This is a genomic window from Ancylobacter tetraedralis (assembly GCF_014195655.1).
Taxonomy (GTDB): domain Bacteria; phylum Pseudomonadota; class Alphaproteobacteria; order Rhizobiales; family Xanthobacteraceae; genus Ancylobacter; species Ancylobacter tetraedralis.
In genome coordinates this window covers 50,853-77,228 of the sequence record NZ_JACICD010000008.1, presented here as the reverse complement: position 1 = coordinate 77,228, position 26,376 = coordinate 50,853, and the positions used below count along the sequence as shown (strand labels likewise).

The window sequence follows — 26,376 nt, the reverse complement described above, 5'->3', positions numbered from 1 at the left end:
GGCCATGGGCGCCGAGGTACTCGTCCTCCCCGCGTCGCCGCGGCGCGCGCCGGTCGCCTCCGCCGCCGGTGGCGAGGGCGCGCAGGATTATTCGCTGTTCCTGCGCGAGGATGCCGGTGGCGCGAAGGAGATGGCCTTCGCGGTCGAGGGCGTCGACTGCGCCGCCTGCATCGACGAGATCGAGGATCTGTCCGAGGCGCTGCCCGGCATCGTGCGGGCGCGGCTGAACTACACCACGCACCGGCTCACCGTCGGCTGGGCGGCGGGCGCCGAGGCACGGCCGGGCGAACTCATCAACGCGCTCGCGCGCATCGGCTACCGTGCCTATCCGTTCGAGGCCGACCGGCTGGAGGAGATCGACAACGCGACCGCCCGCCATCTGCTGCGCTGCCTCGCCGTGGCGGGTTTCGCGGCGATGAACATCATGCTGCTGTCGGTCTCGGTGTGGTCGGGCAACGTGTCCGACATCACGCCGGAGACGCGCGACCTGTTCCACTGGCTATCCGCGCTCATCGCCCTGCCGGCCGCCGCCTATGCCGGCCAGCCCTTCTTCCAGAGCGCCTACCGGGCCGTGCGGGCGCGCGCGCTCAACATGGACGTGCCGATCACGCTGGGCGTCGGGCTGGCGCTCGCCGTGTCGCTCTACGAGACGCTGCACCATGCCGAGCATGCCTATTTCGATTCGGCGGTCATGCTGCTGTTCTTCCTGCTCACCGGCCGCTATCTCGACCATGCCATGCGCCGGCGCACCCGCACGGAGGCCGGCAACCTCGCCGCGCTGAAGGCGTTGAGCGCCAATCGGGTCGAGCCGGACGGCACGCTCGTCACCGTTCCCGCCGCGGCCATCGTGCCGGGCGACGAGGTGCTGGTGCGCGCGGGCGAGCGGGCGCCGGTGGACGGGCTGGTGCTGGCCGGCACGGCGGCGGTGGACGAGAGCCTGATCACCGGCGAGACCCTGCCGCGCCGGCTGATCGCGGGCGAAGCGGTGCATGCCGGCGCGCTGGTCCATGACGGCACGCTGCGCCTGCGCACCACGGCGGTGGGCGAGGACACCTTCCTCACCGAGATCGAGCGGCTGCTCGACAAGGCCTCCACCGCGCGCGGGCGCTATGTCCGCCTCGCCGACCGGGTGGCGAGGCTCTACGCGCCCATGGTGCACCTCACCGCGCTGCTCTCGCTGGCCGGCTGGCTCATTGCCGGGGCGTCGCTGCACCAGGCGGTGCTGATCGCTGTGGCGGTGCTCATCATCACCTGCCCCTGCGCGCTGGCGCTCGCCGTGCCGGCGGTGCAGGTGGTGGCGGCCGGCACGCTGATGCGCCACGGCATCCTGCTGAATGCCGGCGACACGTTCGAGCGGCTGGCCGAGGTCGACACCGTCGCCTTCGACAAGACCGGCACGCTGACCCTGCCGGAACCCGCCGTTGCCAATGCCGAGAAGGTGCCGGCGGCGCTGCTGGAGATCGCGGCGCGCCTCGCCCTGGCCAGCACGCATCCGCTGGCGCGGGCGGTGGCGGCGGCGCGGCCCGGCCTGGTGCCGGTGGCGAGCGCGCGCGAGACCCCCGGCGCGGGCGTGGAGGCCTTGATCGACGGCGAGGTGGCCCGGCTCGGCAGCGCCGCCTTCTGCGGTTGCGAGGACCTCGTTGCCGCCGCCAGCCCGGAGGCCTCGCTGGTCGCGGTGCGCCATGGGCCGGTGCGGGCGCTGATCGAACTGCGCCAGGTGCTGCGGCCGGACGCGCGGGCGGTGATCGACGCGCTGCGGGCCGCGGGCCGCCGCATCGTCATTCTCTCCGGCGACCGGGCGGCGGCGGTGGCGCCGGTGGCGGCCGCGCTGGAGATCGAGGACTGGTGGGCGCAGGCCCGTCCGGCCGACAAGATCGGCGTGCTGGAGAGCCTCAGCGGGCAGGGGCACCGCGTGCTGATGGTCGGCGACGGGCTCAATGACGCGCCCTCGCTCGCCAGCGCGCATGTCTCGCTCTCGCCCATCACTGCGGCCGATGTCACCCGCGCCCATGCCGATGCGGTCTTTCTCGGCGAGCGGCTGGCGCCGGTGCGCATCGCGCTCGATGTCGCGGCGAATGCGCGGCGGCTGATGCGTGAGAACCTGATGATCGCGGTTGTGTACAATCTCATCGCCGTGCCGCTGGCCATCGCCGGTCAGGTCACGCCGCTGGTGGCGGCGGTGGCGATGTCGGGTTCGTCGGTCATCGTCACGCTCAATGCGCTGCGCGCCCGCTCCGGCGGGCCCGCCCGAGCGAAGGAGGCGTCATGAACGTGCTGCTCTATCTCGTGCCGGCGGCGCTCAGCCTCGGCCTTGTCGGCCTCGCCGCCTTCATGTGGTCGCTGCGCTCGGGCCAGTATGACGATCTCGACGGCGCCGCCGTGCGGGTGCTCAGCGACGATGACCTCGTGGACGCGCCGGGCGCGGCAGGGCGCAAATGAGCGCGACCGATTTCCCCCGCGCGCTGCTGGAGGCCGAAACCGAGGCGTCGCGGCTCGGCCGGCTGGGCTGCGCCTGCCCGGAGGACGCCCCGCGCGCGCTGCGCCGGCCGGTGGGCGAGGGGCGGCTCGCGGCCGGCTTCGCGCTGGTCGTGCTGGCGCAGGCGCTGACGCTGGGCGTATTGCCGCTGGCCGGGGCGATGCTGGCGCCGCGCCCCGAACTCGGCGTGCTGCCGCTCGCCGCCCTGCTGGCCGGCGCGGCGGTGGCCAGTCTGCCGGCGAGCTTCCTGCTCGATGCGTTCGGTCGGCGGGCCGGCTTCGCGCTTGGCGCCAGTCTCGGCGTCGCGGGCGGGCTGATCGCCGCCTACGCGATGATGATCGCCGCCTTTCCCCTGCTGGTGCTCGGCGCGGGCTGGCTGGGGGCAGCGCAGGGCTTCGGCATGTTCTATCGGCACGCCGCCGCCTTCGGGGCTGGCACGCAGGGCCGGGCCGGGGCGGTCGCGCGCGTGCTCGGCGCCGGGGCACTCGCCGGTCTCGTCGGTCCCGTGCTGGCGGGGGAGGCGGAGGCGCTTGCCGTGCCCTACACGTTTGCCGGCATGCTCCTTCTCGCCGCGCTGGCCCAGCTGGGCACGCTCGCCTTCGCGGTGAGCCTGCCGGAAGCGCGCCTCTCCCATGCCGAATGGACGGTGGAGGCGATGGCGCAGGCCGCGGCACATGCGGAGCTTCCGCGCCCCCTCGCGTGGCGCGCCATGGCCGGGCCGGTGCTGGTTGGCGCGCTGGCCTGGGGGGCGATGACTTCCGCCATGGCCGGGGCGCCACTGGCGCTGGCCGGCTGCGGGCTCGGCGTGCCGCTGATTTCCGGCGTGGTCGCCTGGCATGTGGTGGCGATGTATGCGCCGGCGCTGGCGGGGGGGATGCTGGCCCGCCGCCTCGGCAGCCTGCCGCTCGCCGGTCTCGCGCTCGCCGTCTGCCTCAGTGCGGCGCTGGCCGTGCGCCTGCTGCCGGATGCGGCGGCCATCGGCGCGGCTTTTCTCGCGGTCGGCGCCGGTTGGTCGCTCGCCACGCTGGCCGCGACGCTGCGCCTGCACGAGCAGGGCGTGCCCTCGCGGCTGCAGCTGGCGGTCCATGACGGGGTGCTGCTGCTCGCCGCGTTGGCCGGCGTGTTCGCGTGAGCCGCGCGGCGCTATCGTGACAGGCCTTGCCCGGTCGCCCGACACCGTTCGCGGCGATGTGAGTCTCCCCCATCGCTCCGGCGACCTCTACCGCCCTTCCCACCTTGGTACCTGAATTCGCCACCTTCGGGCACGCGCGGGGCGCTTGACCGGTGCCGCGTGTTTATGTAAGTGATCGTTCACTAACATAATATGGGGGTCGCCCGGTGTTCACGCGGTTGATGTCGGCTCGGCGCTTCGCTCCGCTGTTCTGGTGCCAGTTCTTTTCGGCGTTCAACGACAATTTCGTCAAGAACGCGATGGCGCTGCTGATCCTCTACGGGCTCGGCGAGACCCATGGCGGCGCGCTGGTCACGCTGGCGGGCGGCGTGTTCATCCTGCCCTTCTTCCTGTTCTCCAGCCTCGGCGGCCAGCTTGCCGACCGTTACGACAAGGCGCTGATCGCCCGGCGGCTGAAATTCGCCGAGATCTGGATCGTGTTGCTGGCCTGTTCCGGCTTCGTGCTGCAATCGCTGCCCATGCTGTTCGTCGGCCTGTTCTTCATGGGCACGCTCAGCGCACTGTTCGGGCCGGTGAAATACGGCATCCTGCCCGATCATCTCGCCAAGGATGAACTCGTTTCCGGCAATGCGCTGGTGGAGACCGCGACTTTCGCCGCCATCCTCGGCGGCACGGTGGCGGGCGGCATCGCTGTCACCCATACCGGCCAATGGTCGGTGGCGGGCTTCACCTTCGTACTGGCGGTCATTTCCTGGCTGTCCGCCCGCGCCATTCCCCACACCCATGAGGGCGCGCCCGATCTCACGATCGACCGCAACATCTGGCGCGGCACGAACGAGCTGATCGCCGAGCTGCGCGCCACGCCCAACATCTGGAAGGGCGCGCTCATCGTCTCGTGGTTCTGGCTGGTGGGGGCGGTCGTGCTGTCGCTGCTGCCGACGCTGGTGAAGGAGAATATCGGCGGCGAGGAAAGCGTGGTCACGCTGTTCCTGGTGATGTTCACCGTCGGCGTCGCGCTGGGCTCGACGCTGGCGGCGAAGGCGTCGGAAGGGCGCATCCTGCTGGCGCTGGTGCCCCTTGCCGGGGTGCTGATGAGCGGTTTCGCCATCTATTTCGGCCTGTATCTGGAGAGCGCGACACCGGTCGCGGCGGGTATCGGCTGGCGCGACTTCCTGTTTTCTGTCGGCGGCTTCCACGCGGCGGTGGGCCTGATGGGCATGGCCGCCGCGGGCGGAGCCTTCGTGGTGCCGACCTTCGCCTATATCCAGGCCGAGGCGGGCGAGGACCGGCGGGCGCGGGTGATCGCCGGCAACAACGTGCTCAATGCCGCCTTCATGGTGGTGGGCGCGGTGGTGGTGGCCGGCCTGCAGCTCGCCGGTGCCGGCGCCCCCACGCTGCTCTTCGTCATCGGCGGGACGAGCCTGCTGGTCGCGCTCCTAGTGGCGCGCGCCTTTCGCGGCCATGTGCTGCGCGATCTCATCCGCATCGTGTTCCGGGTCGCCTTCCGCGTCGAGGTGAAGGGCGCCGAGCATCTCAAGGCGGCGGGTCCCGGCTCGGTGATCGCCATCAATCACGTGAGCTTCCTCGACGCGCCTCTGATCATGGCGCTGCTCGACAATGACCCCGTCTTCGCGGTGGATGCCAGCATCGCCGAGCGCTGGTGGATCAAGCCCTTCCTCAAGCTGGTGCGGGCGTTCCCGCTCGATCCGACCCGGCCGCTGGCGACGCGCGACCTGATCAAGCTGGTCAGCCAAGGCGAGCAACTGGTGATCTTCCCCGAGGGGCGCATCACCGTCACCGGCTCGATCATGAAGATCTATGACGGCTCGGCGCTGGTCGCCGACCGCGCGCAGGCCGCGGTGGTGCCGGTGCGCATCGAGGGGCTGGAGCAGACCCCCTTCTCCCGCCTCACCCCGGACCAGACGCGCAAGCGGCTGTTTCCCAAGGTGCGCGTGACCATCCTGCCGCCGGAGCGCATCGCCATCGATCCCGAGCTGTTCGGCCGCAAGCGCCGGCGCGCGGCGGGCACGGCGCTCTACAACATCATGTCCGACCTGATGTTCGAGACCTCCCACACCAACATCACCGTCTACCAGGCGGTGGAGGAGGCGGCGGTGCGGCTCGGCATGGGGCGGACCGTGGTGGAGGACCCGCTCGGCACCTCGCTCACCTATCGCAAGCTGCTGATGGGGGCGAGGATCCTCGGCGGCAAGCTCGCCGCGCTCACCCAGCCGGGCGAGAATGTGGGCGTGCTGCTGCCCAATGCCGCCGGTGTCGCGGTCGTGCTCATGGGCCTGTCGCGCTTTGGCCGGGTGCCGGTCATGCTCAACTATACCGCCGGCGCGGTGAACCTGGTGGCGGCCTGCGTGGCGGCGCAGGTGAAGATCGTCGTCTGCTCGCGCGCCTTCGTCGAGAAGGCCAAGCTGGAATCGGAAGTGGCCGAGCTCTCCAAGCATGTCCGCGTGCTGATGAGCGAGGACATTCGCGCCGGCGTCACCACCGGCGACAAGGTGAAGGCCGTGCTGCCGGAATGGCTGGTGGCGGGCGGCGCGCCGAAGCTCGCCAAACCGGACGAACCCGCCTTCATCCTGTTCACCTCCGGCTCGGAGGGAAGCCCGAAGGGCGTGGTGCTCTCCCACCGCAACATCCTCACCAATGTGGCGCAGGTGGCGGCGCGGATCGATTTCTCGCCCGCCGACATCATGTTCAACGTGCTGCCGGTGTTCCATTCCTTCGGGCTCACCGGCGGGCTGATGCTGCCGCTGGTCTCGGGGCTGAAATGCTTCCTCTATCCCTCGCCGCTGCATTACCGGATCATTCCGGAGCTGGTCTACGCCACCAACGCCACCGCCATCGTCGGCACCGACACGTTCCTCATGGGTTATGCCCGCACCGCCAACCCCTATGATTTCCGCTCGCTGCGCTTCGTGGTGGCGGGAGCCGAGCCGGTGAAGACCGAGACGCGGCGCGTGTGGATGGAGAAGTTCGGCCACCGCATCCTGGAGGGCTACGGCGTCACCGAATGCGCGCCGGTGCTGGCGGTGAACACGCCGATGTTCAACCGCGCCGGCACGGTCGGCCGCCTGCTGCCGGGCATCGAGCACCGGCTCGATCCGGTGCCGGGCATCGACGAGGGCGGGCGGCTCAACGTGAAGGGGCCGAATATCATGCTGGGCTATCTGCGCGCCGAGGCGCCCGGCGTGCTCGAGCCGCCGGAAAATGGCTGGTACGACACCGGCGACATCGTCGCGTTGGACGAGGAGGGCTTCGTCGCCATTCGCGGCCGCGCCAAGCGCTTCGCCAAGATCGCCGGCGAAATGATTTCGCTGGCGGCGATCGACGCCATGGTGGCCGGGCTGCGGCCGGATGCCGAGCATGTCGCGGTGACGGTTCCCGATGCCAAGCGCGGCGAGCGCATCCTGCTGCTGACCACCGCCTCCGATCTCACCCGCGCGGCGCTGCAGGCGCGGGGCCGCGAGCTGGGCGTGACCGATCTGATGATCCCGGCCGAGATTCTGCCCATGGACGAATTGCCGCTGCTCGGCTCCGGCAAGGTGGACTTCACCCGCGCCCGGGTCATCGCGCTGGAGGCGATCGCCGCGCGCGGGCCGGCGGCAGCGGCGGGCGGGACATGAGCGCGCGCAGCCAGGCCGCGCCGGCACGCCGCGCGCCGCGCGCCGCCGTGCCGCGCCGTGGCCGCGACGGCACCGCGACCCGCGCGCGTATCGAGGCGGAAGCGCTGGCGCTGTTCGCGCAGAAGGGCATAGACGGCACCAGCGTGCGCGACATCGCCCTGCGCGCGGGGCTGAGCGAGGGCGCGCTCTATCGGCATTTTCCCTCCAAGGAGGAACTGGCGCGCGAGCTGTTCCTCTCGCATTACGCGGCGCTGGCGCGGGCGATCTGCGCGGTCGACGCGCGCGATGTCGGCCTTGCCGAGAAGCTGCGGGACGTGGTGGCGCTCGCCTGCCGGCTGTTCGACGAAGAGCCGGCGCTGTTCGCCTATCTGCTCATCCACCAGCACGACCATCTGCGCCATGTGCCGGCGACGCCCGATGCCAATGTGGTGGAGGCGGTGGCGTTGCTGCTGCGCGACGCCGGCCTTACCCCCGAGCGCGCGGCGCTGGCCAGCGCCATGGCGCTCGGCTGCGTGGTGCAGCCGGCGGTGTTCGCGCTCTATGGACGGCTCGATGGCCCGCTTGCCGCGCGGGCGGACGAAATCGCGCGGGCGGTGACGGGGATTGTCGAGGGAGCGCGGGGGGCGTGACCGCGCTTTGAGATTCAGTTCGCTCGAGCGGAGCTCGCCACCCGGCATCACGAGGCCGGGCACGGCCGGCAAGGGCGCGCGAGGTACGCAGCGGGCTCGTCCCGACAGCCGCGACATGGGCCGGGCAACCCGGCCGATGTCGACCGCCACGGCAGCGAATGCCTCGCTCGGCCCCGCCTGAACGGGCGGGGCCGCGGCATGGAATAATATGCCGGCAAATAAAATGTGCCGGACGTTCCGAAGATCAGAACAGCTTCAGGCCGGGCGGGATGGGCAGGCCGGCGGTGAGCGCCTGCGTCTTTTCCTGGATCAGCCGTTCGCCCTTGGCGCGGGCCTCGGCATGGGCGGCGACGATGAGGTCCTCGAGGATTTCCGCCTCTTCCGGAACCAAGAGACTCGGATCGATGCGGAGCGCCTTCAGCGTGCCCTTGGCGGAGAGCCGCACGGTGACGAGCCCGCCGCCGGAGGCGCCGTCGACCTCGGTGCTCTCCAGCTCGGCCTGCAGCTGCTCCATGCGCCCCTGCATCTCCTTCACCTTGGACATCATCCCGAGAAGGTCTTTCATGCACGGCTCCTTTTAGAATTCGAGGTCATCGTCCAGGCCGGGCTCGTCCCGCGCGGCCATCATCTCATACTCGTCGAGCGCGCCGGGCGGGGGACCCTCGTCCACCACTTGCGTGCGCACGTCGACAATGGAGGCGCCGGGAAAGCGCTCCAGCACGGCGGCGACCAGCGGGTCGGCGCGCACGTCGGTCAAAAGGCTCTCGCGGGCCGAGCGGGTCTGCTCGGCAAGGGTCGCCTCGCCCTCCTCGCGGGAGAGCGCGACCAGCCAGCGCTTGCCGGTCCAGTCGGACAGCTTGGTCTGCAGTTCCTGCAGCAGGCTGGACGAGCCGCCGGGCGCCAGCGCGAGCTCCAGCTTGCCATCCTCGAAGGCGACCGGCCGGACATGGTTTTCCAGCGCGAATTTCAGCTTGAGATCGCGTTTGGTGACCGCGAGCGCCACCAGCTCGGTGAGATTGCCGACGCTCACCGTCGGCTTCTCCTGCGTCGCCGGCTGCGGAGCGCTTGCGGGGCGCGGCGTGCCGCGCGCGGCGAGAGACAGGTGGCTCGGGGCGGATGCGGGCGCTGCGCCTGGCGCGGGCGCGCTGAAGCTGCGCGGCGCCATGGCGGCCATCGCCGACCCGCCGCCTCCCGACCCGCCGCTCGACCCGCCGCCGGACGGTGCCGGGGCCGGGCGCCCGGCGGGCTCATCGCCCGCCCCGTCGCGCAGGCGCCGGAGCGCCTCGTCCGGGGTCGGGAGGTCGCTGGCATAGGCGAGGCGCACCAGCACCATCTCGGCCGCCTGCATCGGCTTGGCGGCCTGCTGCACTTCGCCGAGGCCTTTTGTCAGCATCTGCCAGGCGCGCGCCAGCACGCGTATCGACAGGGTCTGCGCGAAGCCGCGCCCGCGCGTGCGCTCGGCCTCGACGAGGGCCGGATCGTCCGCTGTCTCGGGCAGGATCTTCAGCTTGGTGACGAGATGGGTGAACTCGGCCAGATCGGTGATGAGCACGGCCGGGTCGGCACCGGAATCATACTGCTCGCGCAGTTCGGTGAGCGCCTGACCGATATCGCCCTTCATCAGGGCCTCGAACAGGTCGATGACGCGGCCGCGATCGGCGAGGCCCAGCAGCGAGCGCACCTGCTCGCCATGCACGCTGTGGCCGGCCGCCTGCCCGCCGGCCGATTGCGCGCCGGAATGGGCGATCGCCTGGTCGAGCAGCGAGAGAGCATCGCGCACCGAGCCTTCCGCCGCGCGGGCGACCAGGCTCAGCGCCTCCGCGTCGATGCCGACGCCTTCCGCTTCGCAGATACCGCGCAGGTGCCGCGCCAGCGTGCCGGCATCCACCCGGCGCAGGTCGAAGCGCTGCGTGCGCGAGAGCACGGTGACGGGAACCTTGCGAATTTCCGTGGTGGCGAAAATGAATTTCACATGCTCTGGCGGCTCTTCCAGCGTCTTCAGCAGCCCGTTGAAGGCCGCCGTGGAGAGCATGTGCACTTCGTCGATGATGAACACCTTGTAGCGCGCCAGAACCGGCTTGTAGCGCGCCGCCTCGATGATCTCGCGGATATCGCTGATGCCGGTGTTGGACGCGGCGTCCATCTCCTGCACGTCGACATGGCGGCTCTCGATGATGTCGCGGCAGTGGCGGCCGAGCACCGGCATGTCGAGCGTGGGGGCGCCGCCGCCGGGAGGGCCGTCCATCGGCTCGTAGTTCAGCGCGCGGGCGAGGATGCGGGCGGTGGTGGTCTTGCCCACGCCGCGCACGCCGGTGAGGATATAGGCCTGCGCAATGCGCCCGGAGGAGAAGGCGTTCTTCAGCGTGCGCACCATCGCCTCCTGACCGATCAGGTCGGCGAAGGTCTGCGGGCGGTACTTGCGGGCGAGTACGCGATAGGGCGCGGCCGGCACGGCCGGGGTCGCCGCCGGGGTGCCGCCGAGGGCAAGGTCAGGGGTGGCCGACGCTGCGGTCGTGGGATCGGTGAGGTCCGCGCTCATGGGTCCCTTCATAGCATCGCCTTGTGTGCCAAGGGCAACGTCGCAGGGAGCGGTGCGGCGAAAAATCCGGGGAAGGCGGGAGATCGGGCCGCGGCTTCATGCCAGCGCGCCCACGCGGTGGCGCGCCAGCCACCAAACGCACCCGCCATGCGGGCAGCGCGACATGGACGGCGCGGCAAAGGGTGGGAGGCTGACATGCGACCCGAGACGGGCTCGTTGGGGCTGCTTCCTTCCGGACCTGACCCGGTTGGCGAGTGGCTCGTCCACCGCCAACCTCCCGGCGCCTATATCGGGCAGATGGGCGAGGGATGCAAGGGGGTACATCGCCGGGTATCCCGCCGGGTATCCCGCCGGGTATCCGGCCAGCTACCCGGCCGGGGATCCAGCTGGGGCATCGCGTCGGCCGGGCCTCGGTGCATCGACAAGCCGCCGGACCTGGCTCAAGTGCGAATGAAGCATAGGCTCCCAGGGAATACGAAAAAACACTACGTGAATATGTAACGCGTCCGGGAAAAGGAACCATATCGTTCTCTGTCGCTTGTAGAGGCAATGAACGATTTGTTGGTTCGCTGTCAGGAGGCAGGAATGGCTAAGATGATACGGATCACGTCCGTTGTTGCGGCGCTGGTGCTCGCGCCTGTGCTTGGTGCGTCGAGCGGAATGTTGTCGAGCGCGCAGGCGCAGGGCTTCAATATCGAAGTCGGTCCGGGCGGTGTGCGCGCGGTTCCGCCCGATGCGCCGCGCTATGACCAGCGCGGGCCGCGCATGGGCTGCTCGGAGCGGCAGGCCCGCAGCGCCGCGCGCGAGGAAGGCCTGCGCAATGCCGAGGTGGTGCGCGTGACGCCGCGTTCGGTCACGGTGCAGGGCATGACCCGTCGCGGCGCCGAACAGATGCGCTTCGCCAACGAGCCGGGCTGCCCGACCATCGGCTGACAGCGCGCCGCATCCGCTGACAGGCGAGCCCCCGCGCGAGACCCCTCCCGCGCGGGGGCTCGCGCATGGCGGGCGTACCGACAGCGAATCCGCGCTAATTGCTGGAGCCGAGATATTTCAGCCGCAGCCGGTCCAGCAGGCCCTCCTCGGTCGCGGCGATGATGGCGAGGGAGAGTTCGTGTACCAGCGGGCTGCCCTGCGGCAGGGCGAAGCCCAGCATCTCCCGGTGCACGATGCCGCCGACCTCGGTGATCGGCAGCTGGGGATGGCTGCGGTCGTAGAATTCGAGCGCCGCCGCGTCGCCCACCAGCGCGCTCACCTCGCGGCCCAGCAGCCCCTGCACGGCCTGCGGGAGGTCGCCATAGGACACCGTCCCGATACCCCGGTCACGGGAATAGGCCTCGGCCACGCTGCCCTTGAGCACGCCCACGGTCTTGCCGTTGAGGTCGGAAAAACCGGCGATCTGGTTGGTGAGGGCGTTGGTGGTCATGACGGTGGTGATCGATGAGGTGACGTAGGCCACGAGCGTCACGCCGCAGACCATCCACAGCGCGGCGAGTATCCGCCCGAACACGCCGAACATCTGCTTGTGGGCGGCCTTGCCGGAGGTCGCCACCGACATGACATGGTAGAAGCTCTCCGCCATCCCCTCGTGCCAGCGACGGGGAAAGTCCTGGTCGAAATGCCGATCCACGGCCGTAAGCAGTACCGTGGCGCCGAACACGATGGCGGCGATCCAGAGGTAGATCCGGACATGCCCGGCGTCGACGAGGCCGCGCAGGATCTCGCGAATGCCGTATGAGCGGCTTTCCTCGATCATTACGCGCAGCCCGCCATTGAACCATGGCTGGGTGAAGTCGACCCGCTTCAGCCGGTCCTCGGTAATGGTGAGCGGCGCCACCGCGACGTCGATCTCCCCCTTCTCCGCCGCCTGCAGCAGGTCGTGGATGGTGGGAAGGGCCTGATAGGCGAAGTCCAGTTCGTTCCTGTCGGCCGTCCATTCCCACAGCTCGACCGCCAGTCCGCGATAGCCATTCGGTCCCGGCTCGACGAAAGGCGGCTCGACATAGACGCCGACCTTGAGCGTCTTGCCGCTATCGGTGGGCGCAGCCTGTTGCGCGCTTGCCCCAACGCCGAGGGCAAGCAGCAGAAGGAGAGCGAGAACCCAGCGCAGATGCATGATGCAACGCAAGTTTCGAGGGCGCACGAGGGAAGCGGCCGACGACAGGTTTATGCCATCGCGCCCCGGGCGAGGGGAAGCGGTTCCCCGCCCGGGCGGCCGGAAATTACCGCGCTGCGTCGTTGAGGTGACGCCGCGCGCCGCCGCTGCGTCGCCGCCCCCCTATCCGCCGAACTGGTCGGTGGCGCGGATCAGCCGGTCGAGGATGCCCGGCTCCCAATAGGCGTGGCCGGCGCCCTCGATGATGTGGAGTTCCGCCTCGGGCCAGGCCTTGTGCAGCTCCCACGCATAGCGCGCCGGGCAGGGCATGTCGTAACGCCCGTGCACGATGACGCCGGGAATACCGGTCAGAAGGTGGGCGTTGTCCAGCAACTGGCGTTCCTTCAGCCAGCTGTCATGGAAGAAATAATGGTTCTCGATCCGCGCGAAGGCCAGCGCGTAGTCGCCCTCGTAATAGGCGGCGATGACGGTGGGGTCGGGCAGCAGCGTGATGGTCTCGCCTTCCCAGATCGTCCAGGCCTTGGCCGCCTCGATCTTGCGCGCCTCGTCATCGCCCGTGAGAAGCGCGCGGTAGGCACGCACCGGGTCGGCCCGCTCCTCGGGCGTCGCCAGCGGCGCCAGGAAACGCTCGAACTTCTCGGGGAACATCTGCGAGACGCCGAACCGGTAATACCAGTCCAGCTCCGCGCGGGTCACGGTGTAGATGCCGCGCAGGATGAGTTCGCTCACCCGCTCGCGATGCGTCTGCGCATAGGCCAGCGCCAGCGTCGAGCCCCAGGAGCCGCCGAACACCTGCCACTTTGCGAAGCCGAACTTCTCGCGCAGCCGTTCGATATCGGCCACGAGATGCCAGGTCGTGTTGTTGGTGAGGTCGGCATAGGGGGTGGAGCGCCCGCAGCCGCGCTGGTCGAACAGGATCACCTCGTAGCGGGCGGGATCGAACAGCCGGCGATTGTTCGGCGTGATGCCGGCGCCGGGCCCGCCATGCAGGTACACGACCGGCTTGCCGCCCTTCGTCCCCACGCGCTCGTAATAGATCGAGTGTCCGTCGCCGGTGTCCAGCATGCCGGTCTCGAAGGGTTCGATGGCGGGGTACAGGCTGCGCAGTTCGGTCATGGATGAACCTTCGGGAAGAGCCGGCGGAGGGCGCCGACAGGGAGTGAGGGGCCCGGTCGGCCCGCATCCGGCGACGATCAGGACACCCGCGCCTCGCGCAGGCTCGGGAGGAACCAGGCGAGCAGGCCGAAGGCCGGCAGGAAGGCGCAGACCTCATAGACCGCGTCGATGCCGTAATGGTCGGCGAACACGCCGAGCGCCGCCGCCGCCAGGCCGCCGAGGCCGAAGACCAGCCCATAGAAGAACCCGCCGATCAGCCCGATGCGGTTCGGCAGCAATTCCATGGCGTAGACGAGGATGGCGGCGAAGGCGCTGGACATGATGAGATTGATCACCACGGTCAGCACGCCGGTCCAGAACAGGTCGACATGCGGCAGGATCACCGTGAAGGGCAGAGCGCCGAGAATGGAGAACCAGATGATCTTGTTGCGCCCGATCCGGTCGCCGAGCATGCCGCCGAACAGCACGCCCGTCGCCGAGGCGACGAGATACAGGAACAGCATCAGCTGCGAGGCCTGCACCGACACGTCGAAGCGCTCGATCAGGTAGAACGTGTAGAACGAGGTGAAGCTCGCGATATAGGCGGTCTTCGAGGTCAGCAGCAGAATCAGGATGAGCAGCGCCGGCGCCGCCTGCCGCATCGAGGGGCCGGGCGTGTCGGCCGCGAGGTGCGGGCCGCCGCGCGCCACCATGCGCCCCATGGCTCGCGCATGGTGGAAGGCCGTCCACGCCAGCAGCGGCATGGCGAGGAGCGCCGCGGTGGAAAACCAGGCGAGGCTTGTCTGGCCGTTCGGCACGATGATGAAGGCGGCGAGCAGCGGGCCGATCGCCGCGCCGCTCTGTCCGCCGACCTGGAACAGGCCCTGCGCGAAGCCGTGCCGCCCGCCGGAGGCGTTGCGCGCCATGCGCGTCGCCTCGGGGTGGAAGATGGAAGAGCCGATGCCGACGCAGGCGCTGGCCACCAGCAGCAGCGGGTAGCTGCCGGCATAGGCGAGCCCGATCAGCCCCACCAGCGTGAAGCCCATGCCCGCCACCATGGAATAGGGTAGCGGGCGGCGGTCGGTATAGAAGCCGATCACCGGCTGCAGCAGCGAGGCGGAAATCTGGAAGGTCAGCGTGATGATGCCGATCTGGCTGAAATCGAGCGCGTAGGCTTCCTTGATGATCGGGTAGGCCGCCGGGATCAGCGACTGGATCATGTCGTTGAGAAAGTGGGCGACGCTCAGGGCGACCAGCACCGGCATGACCGCGCTGCGCGCGGTGCCGGCCGAAACATTCAGGGACATGGCCGTCTCGGGACCTTTTCGCGCGCGTGCGGCACGCACTTTCGCGGATCAACTTTCGCGGATCAACTAGTGCAATTGCGGGCCAACGGCAAACGGCAGATGCATCCTGGTCCCGGGTCCACCGTCGCGGTGGCGCGCGCGCCACCGCGCGGCTATAGCTGTCACCGCCCGCATCGAGGCCGGGCCTTGGGCAGACGACACGCCACGATGAACGAGCTTTCCAACGGCACGACTTTCCAGCTCGACCCGCGGATCGAGGCCGATACGTTCCCGGTCGCCGATCTCGCCCTGTCGACGCTGCGCCTGATGAACGATGCCCGCTTTCCCTGGGTCATCCTGGTGCCGCGTCGCCCCGGCCTGGCCGAGCTGATCGACCTTGAGGGCGAGGCGCGCGCCGCGCTGACCGGGGAGATCGACACGGTGAGCCGGGCGCTGCGCGAACTGACGCAGTGCGACAAGCTCAATGTCGGCGCGCTCGGCAATCAGGTCCGCCAGCTGCATGTGCACGTCATCGCCCGCTTCGCCACCGATGCGGCGTGGCCGCGCCCGGTCTGGGGCGTGGGCGAGCGCCGGACCTACGCGGCGCCGCAGGCCATGCTGCTGGTATCGAGGCTGCGCGCGGCGCTGGGTGGGGCATGAGGGAGAGCCGCAATGGCGACGAGTGAACTGATCGCGACGGGTGAACTCGGCTTCTGGCCGCATCTGGGCTATGTCGGCTCAAGGCTCGATCGGGCCAGCGAGCGGCGGGCGGAAACCCCGGACATGCTGCGCGACACGCGGGCGAGGGCCTGCCTCATCGCCGGGGAGAGCGTCGTTCTGCGACGCCGGCCCGGGGCGAGTGGCGACGATCCGGCCGGCGCCTATGAGGCGTTGATCGATCTCGGGCGCGCGGTCGCGCTCGGCGGGCGTATCAGCGAGGCGTGCCTGCTCGGCTTGGCCGATGGGGTGCCCCATTTCGTGCTGCCGCTGCACGCGGCCGCGCTCGCCGCGCTGGCCGAGGCACCGGACCTGCTGGTCACGGACCTGCGCAGCATCGCCGTCGGCGAGATGGTCACGCCCGAGGAACTCGGCGAGCTCGCCACCGCCAAGGCGATGATCGCCTGGCATGCGCGGCGCAGCTTCTGTTCGAACTGCGGTCACCGGCTCAACGTTGCCGAGGGCGGATGGCGGCGCGAATGCCCGGAATGCGGCGCGCAGCATTTTCCCCGCACCGACCCGGTGGTGATCATGCTGACCCATGACGGCGACAATTGCCTGCTGGGCCGCTCGCCGCGCTTCGCGCCCGGCATGTGGTCGTGCCTGGCCGGATTCGTCGAGCCGGGGGAGACCTTCGAGGAAGCGGTGCGGCGCGAGACCCTGGAGGAGGCGGGCATCCGCACCGGCGCGGTGCGCTATGTCGCCTCCCAGCCCTGGCCGTTCCCCATGTCGGTGATGATCGGCATGCATGCGCAGGCGCTCTCGCGCGAGATCACCATCGATGCCAACGAGCTGGAGGCCGCGCGCTGGTTCTCCCGCGAGGAGGCGCAGCTGCTGCTGACGCGCACCCATCCCGACGGGCTGATCGCCCCGCCGAAGATGGCGATCGCCCACCATCTTCTCCGCGCTTTCGTCGAGGGGCGCGATCCGCCGGCGGGGTGAGGGGGCTCAGTCGCGGATCCAGGGCTTGAAGGGCTTGAAGTGCTTGGACAGCTTCAGCCCCTGCGCCTGATAGTTGGAGCCGATGCCCTCGCCATAGAGCCGGCGCGGGTGCTCCAGCATCTTCTCATAGACAAGGCGGCCGACGATCTGGCCGTCCTCCAGGATGAACGGCACCTCGCGCGAGCGCACTTCCAGCACGGCGCGGGCGCCATGGTGCGGGCCGGCGCGCCCGCCGGCGGCGGGGTCGCCGAAGCCGGGATCGAAGAAGCCGGCATAATGCACGCGGAATTCGCCGACCAGCGGGTCGAACGGCACCATTTCCGCCGCATGGCTGGCGGGCACGCGCACGGCCTCCTTCGAGGCGAGGATGTAGAAGGCGTCGGGATCGAGCACCAGTTCGCGCCGGCCTCGCGTCAGCAGCGGCTCCCAGTAGTCCTCCACCTCGCAGGCGGCGCGCTTGTCGACATCGATCAGGCCGGTATGGCGCTTCGCGCGGAAGCCGAGCAGCCCGCCGAAGCCCTCGCCCGACAGATCGACGCTGACCGCGATGCCGGCGCCGGCAATGTCGGGAGCGGCGGTGTCGACCAGCCGCTCGCGGACGTTCAGCGCGGTGAGTTCGGTCTCGTCGAGCAGCGCGTGGCCACGCCGGAAGCGGATCTGCGACAGGCGCGAGCCCTGCCGCACGAGGATGGGGAAGGTGCGCGGGCTGATTTCCAGATAGAGCTTGCCCGCATATCCCGCTGGGATGATGTCGAAGGCGCGGGCGCGGTCGGCGATGACGCGGGTGAACACGTCGAGCCGGCCGGTCGAGCTTTTCGGGTTGGTCGAGGCGGCGATGTCGGCGGGCAGCGCGAGCGCTTCCTCCAGCTCGACCAGATAGACGCAGCCGGTTTCCAGCACTTCTCCGCCGGTGAGGTCCAGCTGGTGCAGCGCGAGCCGGCCGAGCCGGTCGGCCACCGTCTCCTGCGGGCCGGGCAGGAAGCTGGCGCGGATGCGCCAGGCGGTGGGTCCGAGCCGCAGGTCGAGGCTGGCCGGCTGCACCTGATCGTCGTCGAACGGACGGGCAATGCGGATGCCGCCGCCCGCGGCCAGGGCGTCGATCGCGTGGCCGGGCAGGATGCCGTCCCCCGTTGCGGGCAAACCCAGTTCCGACACGCTCAACTCTCCCTGCGCCCCTGCCGGACGCACACGCCCTTGCGGGCGGCCTGTGAACGATATCCCGTGAAAGCGGACATCCCGGCGTTCGCTTTACCGGACGCGCCCCTTGACGCCAAGTCCGGCGCAGGAGTAAGCGGGAGGGGTAACGTGGTCATTTGAGCCGGCCGGCTTGCCGCCACGCTAAACAAGGTTGCTAAACAGGCCGGGGCTACGCGACACGGCGCGTGAGCGACCCCGGTTATTTGCGAGACACCGGAGCCGCCAATGACCGACACCCCCAAGCTGACCCCCGCCGAGATCGCCAAGCTGCGGCCCGACACCCGCCTCGTGCAGGGCGGCATCCTGCGCTCGCCCTTCGGCGAGACGGCGGAAGCGCTCTATCTCACACAGGGCTATGTCTATGACACGGCCGAGCAGGCCGAGGCGCGCTTCAAGGGCGAGGATCCGGGCTTCATCTATACCCGCTATTCCAACCCGACCGCGGCGATGTTCGAGACCCGGCTCGCCTTGCTGGAAGGCGCGGAAGTGGCGCGGGCCACCGCTTCCGGCATGGCGGCGGTGACCGCGGCGCTGCTGTGCCAGCTCAAGACCGGCGACCATGTGGTGGCGGCGCGGGCGCTGTTCGGCTCCTGCCGCTATGTGATCGAGGAATTGCTGCCGCGCTTCGGCATCACCTCGACGCTGGTCGACGGCACGGATATCGACCAGTGGAAGGCGGCCGTACGGCCCGAAACCCGGGTGTTCTTCCTCGAAAGCCCGACCAATCCGACGCTGGAACTGGTCGATATCGCCGCGGTGGCGGAGGTCTCGAAGGCGGCGGGCGCGAACCTCGTGGTCGACAACGTGTTCGCGACGCCGATGCTGCAGAGCCCGCTCGCGCTCGGCGCCGATATCGTCGTCTATTCCGCCACCAAGCACATAGACGGGCAGGGCCGCTGCCTGGCCGGCGTCGTGCTGTGCTCGGAGACGTTCCTCACCGACCATCTGCAGACCTTCCTGCGGCAGACCGGCCCGTCGGTGTCGCCGTTCAACGCGTGGGTGATGCTCAAGGGGCTGGAGACGCTGCCGCTGCGCGTCGAGCGCTCGCAGGCCAGCGCGGGCACGCTGGCCGATCGTCTTGCCGGCCAGGACAAGATCGCCAAGGTGATCTACCCCTACCGCGCCGACCATCCCCAGCATGAACTGGCCAAGCGCCAGATGCGCGGCGGAGGCACGCTCGTGACCTTCGAGGTCGAGGGCGGCAAAGCCGGCGCCTTCCGCTTCCTCAACGAACTGAAAGTGGTGCGCATCTCCAACAATCTCGGCGACGCCAAGAGCCTCGTCACCCATCCCGCGACCACGACCCACCAGCGTTTCAGCCCCGAGGCGCGAGCCGAGATGGGGATTTCCGACGGCATGGTGCGCCTCTCGGTCGGGCTGGAGCATGTCGACGACCTCACCGACGATATCGCGCGCGCCCTTCAGGCGGTGTGAGGGCGGCCGGCTTCACGCGGGAATTTCGATGGGAGGGAAGGTGCGGGCGCGGCGCTTGTCTTCCGGCGCTTGTCCTCGGGCGCTTGCCCTCATCGGTCAAAAGCCGTTCACTGATGCGCGAAGCGGCTGCCGGTTCGCGGTCGGAACATGCGTGGAATCAGTCCGTGCGCGGGCATCGCGTGAGGGAAACGTCACCGGTGCCCGCTCGCGGGCGGGCAAGCAGAGGGCCGTTTAGATGTATCGGGCGACGACCAGAGGCGTTCAGGTGACGGTGACGCCGCGCTTCTCCCCCGAACGGTCCAATCCCGAGCGCAGCCAGTATTTCTGGGCCTACACGGTGGAGATCGTGAATCTGGGCACCGAGACGGTGCAGCTCACCTCGCGCCACTGGATCATCACCGATGCGCTCGGCCGGGTGCAGGAGGTGCGCGGGGCGGGCGTGGTCGGCGAGCAGCCGGTGCTGCCGCCGGGCGGGCAGTTCGAATATACCAGCGGCGTGCCGCTCACCACCTCCACCGGCATCATGGGCGGCAGCTACAATCTGGTGACGCCGGGCGGCGAAGAGTTCGACGCCGCCGTGCCGGCCTTCTCCCTCGACGTCCCCGGCGAGAGCTACACGCTGAACTGATGCATGCGGATGCGAGCCGGAGACAGCGGCGCGGCGCCTCCAACGCGCCGCTTCCGGCCATCGGACGAAGCGGCTATGGTGGCGCCAGCTTTCACGTTCTCGGGCGCTCCACCGCCATAAACGGTCCCTCAATCCTGTGATCGATCTCCGCCCGATCGCCGCCATTCTGGGCGTGCTGCTTGCCGTCCTCGGCACCACGATGATGATCCCCGCGATGGTCGACATCGTCGCGGGCAAGGGCGATTTTCTTGTTTATGTCGCGGCGGCGGTGATCACCGCTTTTGTCGGCTTCTCGCTCTGGCTTGCCGGGCGCAACAGCGCGGTGGAGCGGCTGGACCTGCGCCAGGCTTTCGTGCTGACGGCGGCAAGCTGGGTGCTGCTCTCCGCCTTTGCCGCCATCCCGTTCATGTGGTCGGAAACCGACCTGCCCTTCGTCGATGCCTATTTCGAGGCGATGTCCGGCCTGACGACGACCGGGGCGACGGTGATTTCCCATCTCGATACCCGCCCGCCCGGCATCCTCATCTGGCGCGCCTTCCTGCACTGGTATGGCGGCATCGGCATCATCGTCATGGCGATGGCGCTTCTGCCCATGCTGCAGATCGGCGGCATGCAGCTGTTCCGCGCGGAATCCTCGGACAAGTCGGAAAAGGTGCTGCCGCGCGCGGCGCAGATGGCCAAGAGCATCGTCGGCACCTATGTGCTGCTCTCGCTGGCCTGTGCCGTGACCTACATCGTCTGCGGCATGAGCGTGTTCGACGCGGTGGCGCATGCGATGGCGACCATCTCCACCGGCGGCTTCTCCACGCATGATGCCTCGATCGGCTATTTCCACAGCCCTGCCATCGAGTATGCGGCGATCTTCTTCATGCTCGCGGGGGCGCTGCCCTTCGTGCTCTATGTGCGCGTGCTGGCCGGCGATTTCAGCCGGATGGTGGCGAATACCGAGGTGCGGCTGTTCCTGGGGCTGGTGGCTTTCTTCACCGTGATCACCACGTTCGAGCAGGTCAGCGGCGGCATCGCGGTGGGCGAGACGGCGCTGCGCCAGGGGCTGTTCAACGTCGTCTCGATCATGTCAACCACCGGGTTCGTGGCGACCGACTACACCCAATGGGGGCCGCCGACCGAGGCGCTCTATTTCATCCTGCTGTTCCTCGGCGCCTGCACCGGCTCGACCGCCGGCGGCATGAAGACCTTCCGCATCGCCATCCTCGGCTCGGCGCTGGTGCAGCACCTCAAGCGCATCATCTACCCGAACGGCGTGTTTCCCGTGCGCTATGGCGGGCAGCCGATCGGCGACGACGTGGTGGCCTCGGTGCTGTCCTTCGCCTTTCTCTATCTGACCTCGTTCATGCTGATCGCCATTGCCATCAACGCGCTGGGCTTCGATCTCATCACCGCGTTCTCGGCCTCGATCACGGCGGTGGCGAATGTCGGGCCGGGGCTGGGCACAGTTGTGGGGCCGGCGCAGAACTTTGCCGGGCTGCCGGACCATGTCATCTGGCTGTTGTCCTTCGGCATGCTGATGGGCCGGCTCGAACTGTTCACGGTGCTCGTGCTGTTTCTGCCGAGCTTCTGGCGGCGCTAGAGCCGGGTCCGCTCAGGTCGACCCACCGGGTCGGTGCATCCGCCGCCAGACCAATGATAGAGAATGCGCGACCCGATCGGATTGCGCCGCCATCAGATCCGAGCGTGCTCTGGTACGCATTCGGTTCTATGATGGGGCGACGCGTGTAACGAGGACGATCATGCTGGCCGGACGAACGACGACCGAAGAACTGCTCGCCCACCTGGTCGCCTTCGACACCACGAGCCGCAACTCCAATCTCGCCCTCATCGGATTCGTGCGGGACTATCTGGAGGCCTATGGCGTCGCCAGCGTGATCGTGCCGAGCGAGGATGGCCAGAAGGCCAGCCTGTTCGCCACCATCGGCCCGGCGGGTGTCGGCGGGGTGTGCCTGTCCGGTCATTCGGACGTGGTGCCGGTCGACGGCCAGCCCTGGAGCACCGATCCGTTCGAGCTGACCCCCCGGGAAGACCGGCTCTATGGTCGCGGCTCCTGCGACATGAAGGGCTTCGTGGCGACCTGCCTCGCGCTGGTGCCGCAGATGACGGCGGCGAATCTTTCAACGCCGATCCACCTTCTGGTGTCCTATGACGAGGAAATCGGCTGTACCGGCGTCGTGCCGGCGGTGCGCAAGCTGGGTGTCGATCTGCCGCTTCCCCGCGCCTGCATCGTCGGCGAACCGACCTCGATGCGCGTGGTGGACGCCCATAAGTCCGGCATTGCCTATCTCACCACGGTGACCGGGCGGGAGGCGCATTCCTCCATGCCGCAACTGGGCGCCAATGCCATCTTCGCCGCCGCCGAACTGGTGGGCGAACTCGACCGCTACCGTGCGGAACTGATCGAGGCCGGCGACGCGAGCGGGCGCTTCGACCCGCCCAACACCACCCTGCAGGTGACGGTGATCGAGGGTGGCACCGCCGGCAACATCGTGCCGCGCCAATGCGCCATCCGCTGGAATGTGCGCGGCCTGCCGGATTTCGACGAGCCGGCGCTGCTCGCCCGCTTCGAGCGCTTTGCGCAGGGCGTGGTGCTGCCCAAGCTGCGGGCCAGCGCGCCGGAAGCCTCCATCGTCACCGATTTCATCTACCGGGTGCCCCCGCTCCGCCCGCAAACCGGCTCGGAAGCCGAGCTTCTGGCGCTGCGCCTCGCCGGGCAGAACCGCACCTACACCGTATCCTACGGCACCGAAGGCGGCCATTTCCAGGCGCAGGGCATTCCCACCGTGATCTGCGGGCCGGGCTCGATCGACCAGGCGCATAAGCCCGACGAGTTCATCGACGTGGCACAGTTGCGCGCCTGCGAACGCTTTCTCACCGGCCTGATCGCGGAGTGCGCGAGATAGGGCCGGGGTGAGCGGGGCAGCCTCGGGGCACCGTCAAGCGGCGCCCCATGAAGGGGCGTGACCCGCGTATCGCTCAGCCCGGCGTCGCCTCGGCGTCCGGCTCCTCCGGCCCCACCACTTCCGTGGCCTCGAAGCCGTAGCTGCGGCCGCAGAATTCGCAGGTGACGGTGATCTTGCCATCCTCGATGAGGCTTTCGCGCTCCTCGCGCGAGAAGCTGGCGAGCACGCCGGTTACCCGCTCGCGCGAGCAGGAGCACTTGGCCACCACCTTCTCGGCCTCGAACACCCGCACGCCGCGATCGTGGAACAGGCGGAACAGCAGGCGCTCGCTGGACAGGTCGTCGTCGACCAGCTCGATATCCTCCAGCGTTCCGATCAGCGAGCGGGCCTCCAGCCAGGCGTCGTCTTCGGCCGGCTCGGGAAGCTCCGTGCCCTCGGGCGCGTCGCCCGGATGAAGGTCGACCGGGCGGACCCGCCCGCCCTCGGTCGGCAGGAACTGCACCATCATTCCGCCGGCGCGCCACGACGAGGTCGCGGCGCCCGAGCGCAGTTCCTCCGCCACGGCGAGGCGCACGCGGGTGGGGATCTGTTCGGACTGGGTGAAATACTGGTGCGCGGCGTCTTCCAGCCCGCCGCCCTCCAGCGCCACCACGCCCTGATAGCGGTTCACGGAGAGGCCCTGGTCGATGGTCATCGCCAGATGCCCGCGCCCGAGCAGGGCGCCGCTGTCCGGCCGCCCGCCCGGCGCGGCGTCCACCAGCGCGGCAAGGCGCTCGGCGTCGAAGCGGGCATAGGCGCGCACATCCTGCGGGGCTGTGAAATCCACCACCAGCAGGTCCACAGGCCCGTCCGTGCGGGTCTGCAGGATGAAGCGGCCGGAAATCTTCAGCGTCGAGCCCAGCAGCACGGTCAGCGCCACGGCCTCGCCGAGCAGGCGCTTGACCGCCGGCGGATAGGCATGATGGGCCAGTACCGCGTCCAGCGTGGTGCCCAGGCGCACGACGCGTCCGCGCACGTCGAGGCCGTCGACGTGGAAGGGGGTGACGAGGTCATCCACCGCGAGCGCGGCGGGCGAACGGGAATGGGTGTCGGGATGTGTTGTCATGTCGCCCGCCAATATGGGTGCGAGGAAGCCGTTGCGCGAGGGGGTCGCAGGCACGTCGCGCGCCGTCAAGGGGGGGGAGGGCGCGTCACGCCGCGGAAGCGGTTCCGCCGGCCGTCCTTGCGGGCCGCCGCCGGCCCGGTCCGGTATGATGTGGCGATCCCCGGCCCGGGCCGGGGATCTAGAAGGCGGACGGTGAGGCCCCCCCAGCCGGCGTCAGGCTCTCAGACCCCGGCGCCGTCGAGGCACCAGGCGAGAATGCCCTTCTGCGCGTGCAGGCGGTTCTCGGCCTCGTCGAACACCACCGATTGCGGGCCGTCCATCACCTCGTCGGTCACTTCCTCGCCGCGATGGGCCGGCAGGCAGTGCATGAAGATGGCATCCGGCGCCGCGCGGCGCATGAGCGCGCCGTTGACCTGATAGGGCTTGAGCAGGTTGTGGCGCCGCTCCGCCTCCACGTCGCCCATCGACACCCAGGTGTCGGTGACGACGCAATCGGCCCCCTCTACCGCCGCCTCGGCCTCATGGGTGAACTGCACCCGGGCGCCATTGGCGCGCGCCCAGTCGACCAGCGCCGGGCGCGGGGCGAGCTCGGGCGGGGTGGCGACGTTGAGCGCGAAGTCGAAGCGCTGGGCGGCGTGCACCCAGGAGGCCAGGACGTTGTTGGCGTCGCCGGTCCAGGCCACGGTGCGGCCCTGGATCGAGCCCTTGTGCTCCTCGAAGGTCATGACATCGGCCATGATCTGGCAGGGATGGGACTCGCGCGTCAGACCGTTGATGACCGGCACGCTGGCATGGGCCGCCAGTTCCTCGAGCGCGGCATGGTCGAGGATGCGGATCATGATGGCGTCGACATAGCGCGACAGCACCTTGGCGGTGTCGGCGATGGTCTCGCCGCGCCCGAGCTGCATTTCCGCGCCGGTCAGCATGATGGTCTCGCCGCCCAGCTGGCGCATGGCGATGTCGAAGGAGATGCGCGTGCGGGTCGATGGCTGGTCGAACACCATGGCCAGCACCTTGCCGGCGAAGGGCTTCTCGGCGGCGACGAGCTTCCGCCGCTTCTTGAGGTCGTGCGAGAAGCGCATCAGCTCGCGCAGCTCGCCCGACGGCAGCGCGTCGAGGTCGAGAAAGTGCTTCACGGCCCCGCCCGTTGGCGAGCCTCCATTGCCGGCGCTCATGCGGCCGCTCCCTTCAGGGCTTCGTCCTTCAGGCCGTTCTCGATGCGGGTGAAAGCGGCGTCGAGCTTGGTGAAGGCGGCCTCGATCTCCGCGTCGCCGATGTTCAGCGGCGGCAGCAGGCGGACCACATTGTCGCTCGCGGTCGGCGCGAGCATGTGCTCCTCGCGCATGGCGGCGACCACGTCGGTATTCGGCACATGGGTGCGGATGCCGAGCAGGAGGCCCTCGCCGCGGATTTCGGCGACCACCGCGGGGTGGCGGTCCTTCAGCTCGGCAAGGCGCTGGCGCAGCCGCGCGGAGGTCGCCTGCACGTGATCGAGGAAGCCGTTGGCCAGCACCACGTCGAGCACCGCATTGGCCACGCTCATGGCGAGCGGATTGCCGCCATAGGTAGAGCCATGCGTGCCGGCGGTCATGCCCTTGGCGGCTTCTTCCTTGGCCAGGCACGCGCCGACCGGGAAGCCGCCGCCGATGCCCTTGGCCACGGCCATGATATCCGGCGTGATGCCGGCCCATTCATGGGCGAAGAACTTGCCCGTGCGTCCGACGCCGCACTGCACCTCGTCGAGGATGAGCAGCAGGCCGTGCTCGTCGGCGAGCGCGCGCAGCTCGCGCAGGAACGGCCACGAGGCCGAGCGCACGCCGCCCTCGCCCTGCACGGGCTCGATGAGGATGCCGCCGGTCTCCGGGCCGATGGCGGCCTTCACCGCTTCGATGTCGCCGAACGGCACCTGGTCGAAGCCGGGCGTCTCCGGGCCGAAGCCGGCCAGGTATTTCGGGTTGCCGCCGGCGGCGATGGTGGCGAGCGTGCGTCCGTGGAAGGCGCCCTCGAAGGTGATGATGCGGTAGCGCTCCGGCGCGCCGTTCGCCGTGTGGTACTTGCGCGCCATCTTGATCGCGCATTCGAGCGCTTCCGCACCCGAATTGGTGAAGAACATCGTGTCGGCGAAGGTCGCCGCCTTGAGACGCTCGGCCAGGCGCTCGCCGCCCTCGATGCGGAACACGTTGGACATGTGCCAGAGCTTGCCCGCCTGCTCGGTCAGCGCCGCCACGAGGTGGGGATGGGCATGGCCCAGCACGTTCACGGCGATGCCCGCGGTGAAGTCGAGATATCGCTGCCCCTCGCGCGTGAAGAGCCAGGCGCCTTCGCCGCGCTCGAAAACAAGGTTCACACGGTTATAGGTCGGCAGGATGGGGTCAATCATCTCTCCCCTCCCTCTCTCCACACGCAGGCGGCACTGGCGCCTTGCCAGCCCGGACCTGCCCCAAAACGAAACGTGCCGCCCTTGCGGGGGCGGCACCCGAAGCACGAATTTTATAGGATAGGGGGCGTGGGTCAACATGGCTTCGTCGCGCGAGGA

21 protein-coding genes, 1 other RNA gene and 1 riboswitch are annotated in these 26,376 nt (G+C 69.4%); of the genes, 12 read left to right on the top strand and 10 right to left on the bottom strand.

Translation table 11 applies throughout. From position 1 onward, the window contains the following. Positions 1–4: 4 nt before the first annotated feature. The 5 genes from FHS55_RS18560 (at position 5) to FHS55_RS18540 (ending at position 7,872) form a co-directional block, all read left to right on the top strand. A complete protein-coding gene (locus tag FHS55_RS18560; RefSeq protein WP_183191284.1) occupies positions 5–2,269 on the top strand; it encodes a heavy metal translocating P-type ATPase in 2,265 nt (754 codons plus the stop codon). Then, the gene (ccoS, locus tag FHS55_RS18555) at positions 2,266–2,439 is read left to right on the top strand and encodes a cbb3-type cytochrome oxidase assembly protein CcoS (RefSeq protein WP_183191283.1); all 174 of its coding nucleotides are present in this window, start codon (positions 2,266–2,268) and stop codon (positions 2,437–2,439) included. Before FHS55_RS18560 ends, ccoS begins: the two co-directional genes overlap by 4 nt. Continuing rightward, entirely contained in the window at positions 2,436–3,608 is a 1,173-nt protein-coding gene (locus FHS55_RS18550) for a hypothetical protein (RefSeq protein ID WP_183191282.1), read from the top strand. Before ccoS ends, FHS55_RS18550 begins: the two co-directional genes overlap by 4 nt. A gap of 206 nt (positions 3,609–3,814) precedes the next feature. Continuing rightward, positions 3,815–7,243 carry an acyl-[ACP]--phospholipid O-acyltransferase gene (locus FHS55_RS18545; protein WP_183191281.1) on the top strand — a complete coding sequence of 1,143 codons (3,429 nt, stop codon included), beginning with the start codon at positions 3,815–3,817 and terminating at the stop codon, positions 7,241–7,243. Continuing rightward, a complete protein-coding gene (locus FHS55_RS18540) occupies positions 7,240–7,872 on the top strand; it encodes a TetR/AcrR family transcriptional regulator (RefSeq protein ID WP_183191280.1) in 633 nt (210 codons plus the stop codon). Before FHS55_RS18545 ends, FHS55_RS18540 begins: the two co-directional genes overlap by 4 nt. A gap of 244 nt (positions 7,873–8,116) precedes the next feature. On the opposite strand, the gene FHS55_RS18535 is transcribed toward FHS55_RS18540, so the two are convergent. From FHS55_RS18535 to ffs, 3 genes are all read right to left on the bottom strand, one after another. Further along, positions 8,117–8,437 (bottom strand): YbaB/EbfC family nucleoid-associated protein, encoded by a 321-nt coding sequence (locus tag FHS55_RS18535; RefSeq protein ID WP_183191279.1) that lies wholly within the window; start codon positions 8,435–8,437, stop codon positions 8,117–8,119. Between the two features lie 12 nt (positions 8,438–8,449). Further along, on the bottom strand, positions 8,450–10,411 hold the full coding sequence (locus FHS55_RS18530) for a DNA polymerase III subunit gamma/tau (RefSeq protein WP_183191278.1): 1,962 nt from the start codon (positions 10,409–10,411) through the stop codon (positions 8,450–8,452). 182 nt (positions 10,412–10,593) lie between these two features. Continuing rightward, positions 10,594–10,689: signal recognition particle sRNA small type (gene ffs, locus FHS55_RS18525), an RNA gene on the bottom strand. Between the two features lie 382 nt (positions 10,690–11,071). On the opposite strand from ffs, the gene FHS55_RS18520 reads away from it, so the two are divergent. Then, positions 11,072–11,344 carry a hypothetical protein gene (locus FHS55_RS18520; protein ID WP_425485834.1) on the top strand — a complete coding sequence of 91 codons (273 nt, stop codon included), beginning with the start codon at positions 11,072–11,074 and terminating at the stop codon, positions 11,342–11,344. Positions 11,345–11,438: 94 nt separating this feature from the next. Here the strand turns inward: FHS55_RS18520 and FHS55_RS18515 are convergent, their stop codons facing one another. The 3 genes from FHS55_RS18515 to FHS55_RS18505 all read right to left on the bottom strand — a co-directional run bounded on the left by FHS55_RS18515 (position 11,439) and on the right by FHS55_RS18505 (position 14,926). Beyond that, a complete protein-coding gene (locus FHS55_RS18515) occupies positions 11,439–12,524 on the bottom strand; it encodes a transporter substrate-binding domain-containing protein (protein ID WP_183191276.1) in 1,086 nt (361 codons plus the stop codon). Positions 12,525–12,686: 162 nt separating this feature from the next. Next, positions 12,687–13,640 (bottom strand): prolyl aminopeptidase, encoded by a 954-nt coding sequence (gene pip, locus FHS55_RS18510; protein WP_183191275.1) that lies wholly within the window; start codon positions 13,638–13,640, stop codon positions 12,687–12,689. Positions 13,641–13,717: 77 nt separating this feature from the next. Beyond that, the gene (locus tag FHS55_RS18505) at positions 13,718–14,926 is read right to left on the bottom strand and encodes an MFS transporter (RefSeq protein ID WP_183191274.1); all 1,209 of its coding nucleotides are present in this window, start codon (positions 14,924–14,926) and stop codon (positions 13,718–13,720) included. Positions 14,927–15,133: 207 nt separating this feature from the next. On the opposite strand from FHS55_RS18505, the gene FHS55_RS18500 reads away from it, so the two are divergent. Both FHS55_RS18500 and nudC read left to right on the top strand, forming a co-directional pair. Then, positions 15,134–15,565, top strand: a complete 432-nt coding sequence (locus tag FHS55_RS18500; RefSeq protein ID WP_183191273.1) for an HIT domain-containing protein — start codon at positions 15,134–15,136, stop codon at positions 15,563–15,565. Positions 15,566–15,577: 12 nt separating this feature from the next. Then, on the top strand, positions 15,578–16,564 hold the full coding sequence (nudC, locus tag FHS55_RS18495; RefSeq protein ID WP_183191272.1) for an NAD(+) diphosphatase: 987 nt from the start codon (positions 15,578–15,580) through the stop codon (positions 16,562–16,564). Between the two features lie 6 nt (positions 16,565–16,570). On the opposite strand, the gene FHS55_RS18490 is transcribed toward nudC, so the two are convergent. Beyond that, on the bottom strand, positions 16,571–17,719 hold the full coding sequence (locus FHS55_RS18490; protein ID WP_183191271.1) for a 2'-deoxycytidine 5'-triphosphate deaminase: 1,149 nt from the start codon (positions 17,717–17,719) through the stop codon (positions 16,571–16,573). Between the two features lie 140 nt (positions 17,720–17,859). Then, positions 17,860–17,940: riboswitch (SAM riboswitch) on the top strand. A gap of 46 nt (positions 17,941–17,986) precedes the next feature. Here FHS55_RS18490 and FHS55_RS18485 point away from each other — a divergent pair. The 4 genes from FHS55_RS18485 (at position 17,987) to argE (ending at position 22,735) form a co-directional block, all read left to right on the top strand. Further along, the gene (locus FHS55_RS18485; RefSeq protein ID WP_183191270.1) at positions 17,987–19,195 is read left to right on the top strand and encodes an O-succinylhomoserine sulfhydrylase; all 1,209 of its coding nucleotides are present in this window, start codon (positions 17,987–17,989) and stop codon (positions 19,193–19,195) included. Between the two features lie 235 nt (positions 19,196–19,430). Continuing rightward, a complete protein-coding gene (apaG, locus tag FHS55_RS18480) occupies positions 19,431–19,823 on the top strand; it encodes a Co2+/Mg2+ efflux protein ApaG (RefSeq protein ID WP_183191269.1) in 393 nt (130 codons plus the stop codon). Positions 19,824–19,959: 136 nt separating this feature from the next. Continuing rightward, positions 19,960–21,411, top strand: a complete 1,452-nt coding sequence (locus tag FHS55_RS18475; protein ID WP_183191268.1) for a potassium transporter TrkG — start codon at positions 19,960–19,962, stop codon at positions 21,409–21,411. Between the two features lie 160 nt (positions 21,412–21,571). Then, positions 21,572–22,735 carry an acetylornithine deacetylase gene (gene argE, locus FHS55_RS18470; protein ID WP_183191267.1) on the top strand — a complete coding sequence of 388 codons (1,164 nt, stop codon included), beginning with the start codon at positions 21,572–21,574 and terminating at the stop codon, positions 22,733–22,735. 73 nt (positions 22,736–22,808) lie between these two features. On the opposite strand, the gene FHS55_RS18465 is transcribed toward argE, so the two are convergent. The 3 genes from FHS55_RS18465 to FHS55_RS18455 all read right to left on the bottom strand — a co-directional run bounded on the left by FHS55_RS18465 (position 22,809) and on the right by FHS55_RS18455 (position 26,220). Then, a complete protein-coding gene (locus FHS55_RS18465; protein ID WP_183191266.1) occupies positions 22,809–23,840 on the bottom strand; it encodes an Hsp33 family molecular chaperone in 1,032 nt (343 codons plus the stop codon). A 221-nt stretch (positions 23,841–24,061) separates the two neighbouring features. Continuing rightward, a complete protein-coding gene (gene argF / locus FHS55_RS18460) occupies positions 24,062–25,015 on the bottom strand; it encodes an ornithine carbamoyltransferase (RefSeq protein WP_183191265.1) in 954 nt (317 codons plus the stop codon). Then, positions 25,012–26,220 carry an aspartate aminotransferase family protein gene (locus FHS55_RS18455; RefSeq protein WP_183191264.1) on the bottom strand — a complete coding sequence of 403 codons (1,209 nt, stop codon included), beginning with the start codon at positions 26,218–26,220 and terminating at the stop codon, positions 25,012–25,014. The genes argF and FHS55_RS18455 overlap by 4 nt, the downstream gene beginning before the upstream one ends. Positions 26,221–26,376 lie beyond the last annotated feature (156 nt).

Coding starts and splice junctions, on each gene's coding strand:
- FHS55_RS18530 (WP_183191278.1), bottom strand. CDS start 10,411: ATGAGCGCGGACCTCACCGATCCCACGACCGCAGCGTCGGCCACCCCT.
- FHS55_RS18485 (WP_183191270.1), top strand. CDS start 17,987: ATGACCGACACCCCCAAGCTGACCCCCGCCGAGATCGCCAAGCTGCGG.
- argE (WP_183191267.1), top strand. CDS start 21,572: ATGCTGGCCGGACGAACGACGACCGAAGAACTGCTCGCCCACCTGGTC.
- FHS55_RS18540 (WP_183191280.1), top strand. CDS start 7,240: ATGAGCGCGCGCAGCCAGGCCGCGCCGGCACGCCGCGCGCCGCGCGCC.
- FHS55_RS18520 (WP_425485834.1), top strand. CDS start 11,072: ATGTTGTCGAGCGCGCAGGCGCAGGGCTTCAATATCGAAGTCGGTCCG.
- argF (WP_183191265.1), bottom strand. CDS start 25,015: ATGAGCGCCGGCAATGGAGGCTCGCCAACGGGCGGGGCCGTGAAGCAC.
- FHS55_RS18505 (WP_183191274.1), bottom strand. CDS start 14,926: ATGTCCCTGAATGTTTCGGCCGGCACCGCGCGCAGCGCGGTCATGCCG.
- FHS55_RS18500 (WP_183191273.1), top strand. CDS start 15,134: ATGAACGAGCTTTCCAACGGCACGACTTTCCAGCTCGACCCGCGGATC.
- pip (WP_183191275.1), bottom strand. CDS start 13,640: ATGACCGAACTGCGCAGCCTGTACCCCGCCATCGAACCCTTCGAGACC.
- FHS55_RS18455 (WP_183191264.1), bottom strand. CDS start 26,220: ATGATTGACCCCATCCTGCCGACCTATAACCGTGTGAACCTTGTTTTC.
- FHS55_RS18560 (WP_183191284.1), top strand. CDS start 5: ATGGGCGCCGAGGTACTCGTCCTCCCCGCGTCGCCGCGGCGCGCGCCG.
- nudC (WP_183191272.1), top strand. CDS start 15,578: ATGGCGACGAGTGAACTGATCGCGACGGGTGAACTCGGCTTCTGGCCG.
- FHS55_RS18465 (WP_183191266.1), bottom strand. CDS start 23,840: ATGACAACACATCCCGACACCCATTCCCGTTCGCCCGCCGCGCTCGCG.
- FHS55_RS18550 (WP_183191282.1), top strand. CDS start 2,436: ATGAGCGCGACCGATTTCCCCCGCGCGCTGCTGGAGGCCGAAACCGAG.
- FHS55_RS18515 (WP_183191276.1), bottom strand. CDS start 12,524: ATGCATCTGCGCTGGGTTCTCGCTCTCCTTCTGCTGCTTGCCCTCGGC.
- FHS55_RS18535 (WP_183191279.1), bottom strand. CDS start 8,437: ATGAAAGACCTTCTCGGGATGATGTCCAAGGTGAAGGAGATGCAGGGG.
- apaG (WP_183191269.1), top strand. CDS start 19,431: ATGTATCGGGCGACGACCAGAGGCGTTCAGGTGACGGTGACGCCGCGC.
- ccoS (WP_183191283.1), top strand. CDS start 2,266: ATGAACGTGCTGCTCTATCTCGTGCCGGCGGCGCTCAGCCTCGGCCTT.